The sequence below is a fragment of the Roseiarcus sp. genome (assembly GCF_049514155.1).
Taxonomy (GTDB): domain Bacteria; phylum Pseudomonadota; class Alphaproteobacteria; order Rhizobiales; family Beijerinckiaceae; genus Roseiarcus.
Map to the genome: position 1 here is coordinate 1 of NZ_JBEKVH010000234.1, position 4,418 is coordinate 4,418.

The window sequence follows — 4,418 nt, forward strand, 5'->3', positions numbered from 1 at the left end:
ACGTAGTCGAGCTTGAACTTGCTCCCCGCTGGCGCCTTCACCCATTGCGTGCCGATGATCGGGCCGGAGGCGACGTTGGGCACCGGACCGCTGGTGAAGTCGACCTTGCCGGCGATGGTCGTGGTGTTGAGCGAAGCGATCGCCTTGGCGACGGCCTCTTTGTTGGTCGGATCGCCCGCCGCCTTCAGCGCGGCGAAGCCGGCGTCGAACACCGCCAACGACGCGCCGAGCTGCTGCGTCCATAGCTTGCCGGCCGCCTTCTCGTAGCCGTCGGCGAGGTCGACGCCGCTGACGCCGGTCAGCGACGACTTGTAGGGGAACGCCTTGTGCCAGTAGGCGGCGGTCGAGAGGTTGAAACCGAGATTGCCGAGCGCCTCGACGCCGTCGGGGAACAGGCCAGTCTTGGCGACCTGGCAGATCTTGACCATCTTGGTGTAGCCCTGCTGCGCCGCCTGGCGCCAGAAGGCGGCGAAATCCGGCGGGATCGGGAAGGTGTTGAAGATCTCGCACTTCTCTTTCTTGAACAGGGCGATCTGCGCTGAATAGTCGGTGGTGCCGTCCTCGTAGGGACCGGCGTCGATGATGGTGAAACCGTCTTTGGCCAGCGCCGGCGCGAGATGAGCGCGGATGGCGTTGCCGTCGGCGTCATTGGGGTAAAGCACGCCGACCTTCTTGTTGGTCGGGATCAGGTTCCACTGCGAGACGTAGGTCTTGTGGAACTCCTCGACGCCGAAGCCGAAATGGTAGGTCCATTTGAATGGCGAGGGCGCGCCGGGCTTGGCGCCGCGGCCGAAATACCAGGCCTCCCACGGCATGACGGTCGACAGGCACGGCACGCCCGCCGCCTCGCAGGCGTCGGCGACCGGGTTGATCGTCTCCGGCGTGGAGACGACCAGCATCATGTCGATCTTGTCGGAGTTGATCAGGCCCTTGGCGAGCTGGCCGGCGCGCGACGGGTCGGACTGGGTGTCCTGATCGAGAATCTTCACGTCGAACGTCTTGTCGCCAACGGCGAAACCGGAGGCGAGCGACTTGCGCACGACGTCGAGCACGTAGCCGTCGGTCTGGCCGAAGCCGCCGAGCGCGCCGGTGCGTGGGCTGATGAAGCCGACTTTCAGCGTATTCTCGGCGCCGGCGGCGAAAACGCGCCGTCCGCCCGCCAGCGCGAGGCCGGTCGCGCCCGCGCCGGCAAGCAGCGCGCGCCGCGACAGGCCCGCGCCCGAAGCAAAATTCATCCGATTGGTTGTGGTCATCGCTTCCTCCCTGTGGTCGTCGCGCCGCTGGAAACGGCCGGCGTTGTCGCGCTTTCGCGCTGTTGATGCCATGTAATTATACTCTATAACAAAATCGCGCAATTCTCCTTAGGGCTCATCAGATCGGATAACGGCCCGGCCCGGTTCCGATGGTGATCCATCGAAGCTCGGTGAACTCGTGAATCGCCGCGGCGCCGCCGAAGCGGCCATAGCCGGAGGCCTTGACGCCGCCGAAGGGCGCCTGCGCCTCATCGTGGACCGTTGGCCCGTTGACATGGCAGATGCCGGTCTCCAGCCGCCGCGCGACCGAAAGCGCGCGACCGAGGTCGCGGCCGAACACCGCCGCGGCGAGGCCGTATTCGCTGTCGTTGGCGACCCGCACCGCCTCCTCGACGCCGCCGACACGGATGATCGCCGCCACCGGCCCGAAGGATTCTTCGGCGTAGATCCGCATCGCCGGCGTGACGTTGTCGAGCACGGCGGCGTCCATCAGCACGCCATTGGCGCCGCCGCCGGCGATCAGCCGTGCGCCCTTGGCGACGGCGTCGCGCACCAGGCCGAGCACGCGCTCGACCGCGTCGAAGCCGACCAGCGCGCCGAGCGGCGTGCGGCCCTTGCGCGGGTCGCCGGCGACGAGCGTCGCCGCTTTGGCGGCGAGCTTGGCGGCGAAGGCGTCGGCGACGGATTCGTCGACGATCAGCCGCTCGGTCGACATGCAGATCTGGCCCTGGTTCATGAAGGCGCCGAAAGCCGCGGCGGCGACCGCTTCGTCGAGGTCGGCGTCGTCGAGCACGATCAGCGGCGCCTTGCCGCCGAGTTCGAGCAGCGCCGGCTTGAGGTGACGCGCCGCCAGCTCGGCGACCTGCCGGCCGACACGGGTCGAGCCGGTGAAGTTGACCCGCCGCACTGTCGGGTGGGCGATCAGCGCCTCGACGATGCGCGAGGCGTCGGCGGGCGCGTTGCTGACGACATTGACCACGCCCTCGCCGAGCCCGGCGTCGCGGCAGGCTTCGCCGATCAGGCGATGCACGTGGGGACAGATTTCCGAACCCTTGAGCACGACGGTGTTGCCGCAGGCGAGCGGCGCGGCGATCGCCCTGACGCCGAGGATCACCGGCGCGTTCCACGGCGCGACGCCGAGCACGACGCCGACCGGCTGGCGTAGCGCGAACGCGGTGGCGCCGGGCCGGTCGGAGGCGATGATCGCGCCTTTGACTTGAGTGGTCAGCGCCGCGGCTTCGCGCATCATCGCCGCCGCCAGCGCGACGTTGAAGCGGCCCCAGGCTTCGGTCGCCCCCGTCTCTTCGGCCATCGCCGCGACGAAGTCGGGGCCGCGCCGCTCGAGCGCGTCGGCGGCGGCGGCAAGGCGGGCGCGTCGCTCGCTCGGTCCAAGGGCGGACCAGGCGGGGAAGGCGGCCGCCGCTGCGGCGGCTGCGGCTTGCGCGTCTGCGACGCTGGCCGCGGCGGCGCGGGTCGCGACATCGCCGGTGATCGGGTTGAGGCGTTCGAAAACGGCGCCGTCGGCGGCGGGCAGGTCGCGATCGCTGACCAGCAACGCAACGTCGCTCACGGGTCGTCTCTCCCTGCGACCGACGCCTCGCAGGCGCTCGGTCTCTCGTTTCCTCAGCTTTCGCCGCGCCTCGGCGGCTTGGGGCCGAGTTAGCCGCGCTCGCGTTCTTGTCACAATGGACGTTCTTCGGTTTGTCTTGTACTTTTTCCGGGTCAGGGAGGAAGAGTCTTGTTTCAGTCCTCGCCGCGTCGGCCGCGCCCGGAGGCCAATCCCCACCGCGCCACACTGGTCGCGACTGAGTTCGAAGCCGCGCTCGCCGAACGCGCTTGGTCGGCCGCCAGCCTCGACGGAGCGCCGTGCTTTCGCGCCTTTTTCGTCCGACGCGGCCGCGCCGTCTTCAAGCCGCGCGACGGCGCGGCGCTCGAACTCGTCGCGCCGCAGATCCTGTGGCTGCCATTCGCCGCGCGCGGCGAATTTCGCCTCGCCGCCGGCGGCGACGGCGCGGCGTTGCTGGCGAGCGAGGACATCGTCTGGCGGACGATCGGCGAGAACCCGCTTGCTGCGCAACTGCGGCCGCTGCTCGACCGCATCCTCGTCGCCGCCGGCGGCCTCGTCGAGATCGATATGCTGTTTGCGGCGCTGGCGCGCGAATCACGCGAGCCGGGTCCGGGCGCGCCGGTGATGGCGGGGCTCTATCTCGGCCTGTTGCTGATGCATCTGTGGCGGGAGGGCGGACTCGCGCGCGCCTCCGACGCGCTCGCCGCCGGCGCGCCGACCGCGCAGCGTTTCCGCCAGCTGGTCGAACTGCACTATCGCGACAACCTCGGCCTCGACGATTACGCGCGCAGGCTCGGCGTCGCGCGCGCCCATCTGCACGAGGCTTGCGCGCGCGCCTTCGGCCGTCCGCCGCAACGCCTCGTCCACGAGCGTCTGATCGCCGAAGCGCGCGTGCGCCTGCGGGACACCGGGCAGACGGCGGAGCAGATCGCCTACGGTCTCGGCTTCCGCGATCCCGCCTATTTCAGCCGCTTCTTCTCGCGCCGCGTCGGCATGTCGCCTGGCGCCTATCGCAGGGCGTCGCGCGTCGCGCCGCCGCAGGCGCCGACGTCGTTCGCCGCCTGGCCGTGAGCGTCGCCGCGACGCTGCGTCGCCGCGTCCTTTGCGCGCGCCGAAACGCGCGGCGCGCGTTTTTTCGAAAAAGCGTTTGACACGTCGCAACGGCTTCCCTATATCGCCGCACGCCGACGGCGCATCCGCGTTCGAGCGGATGCGAGGCCCCCGCGGTTTTCGGGCGAACTCTTCAAGCTCTCTTCCCTGCCGAGAGGCGGGGGCGGAGCGGTTCGCACGTCTTCCGAGGGCGCGTCGGACGAGATTGAGCACGATGGCGATTCGCGCGGCGCATGCGTCGCGAGGGCGTCGTCGGGTTCCGAGGTTTCGGCCTCGACTGCTATTTGACAATTGCATCGGAAGGAAGAGAGACGTGGGCGGCGGGGTCCTTGCGGGGCTTTGTTGTCTGGGGTGGTTTCGTGTGAACGGAACTGGCGCGGGCGATGGGGTCTTAAAGAGACTACTGACGGTCACGTTTCAAAATTCATCGCGCTTTTTGCGATAGCGGGTCGGAACGTCGGGAGACGGACGGGCTTGCGGTTTGCGGA

Annotated in this window: 3 protein-coding genes; 1 reads left to right on the top strand and 2 read right to left on the bottom strand. The window is 69.1% G+C overall.

The window, feature by feature from the left end:
* Both ABSF49_RS20495 and ABSF49_RS20500 read right to left on the bottom strand, forming a co-directional pair.
* Positions 1-1,253: ABC transporter substrate-binding protein (locus tag ABSF49_RS20495; RefSeq protein WP_424114487.1), on the bottom strand; the 1,253-nt coding region annotated here is incomplete at its 3' end.
* Positions 1,254-1,371: 118 nt separating this feature from the next.
* Positions 1,372-2,823, bottom strand: coding sequence for an aldehyde dehydrogenase family protein (locus tag ABSF49_RS20500; protein WP_424114488.1), 1,452 nt, complete (start codon positions 2,821-2,823; stop codon positions 1,372-1,374).
* Positions 2,824-2,991: 168 nt separating this feature from the next.
* Between ABSF49_RS20500 and ABSF49_RS20505 the strand changes: the two genes are divergently transcribed.
* Positions 2,992-3,891, top strand: coding sequence for a helix-turn-helix domain-containing protein (locus tag ABSF49_RS20505; RefSeq protein ID WP_424114489.1), 900 nt, complete (start codon positions 2,992-2,994; stop codon positions 3,889-3,891).
* The last annotated feature ends 527 nt before the right edge of the window (positions 3,892-4,418 follow it).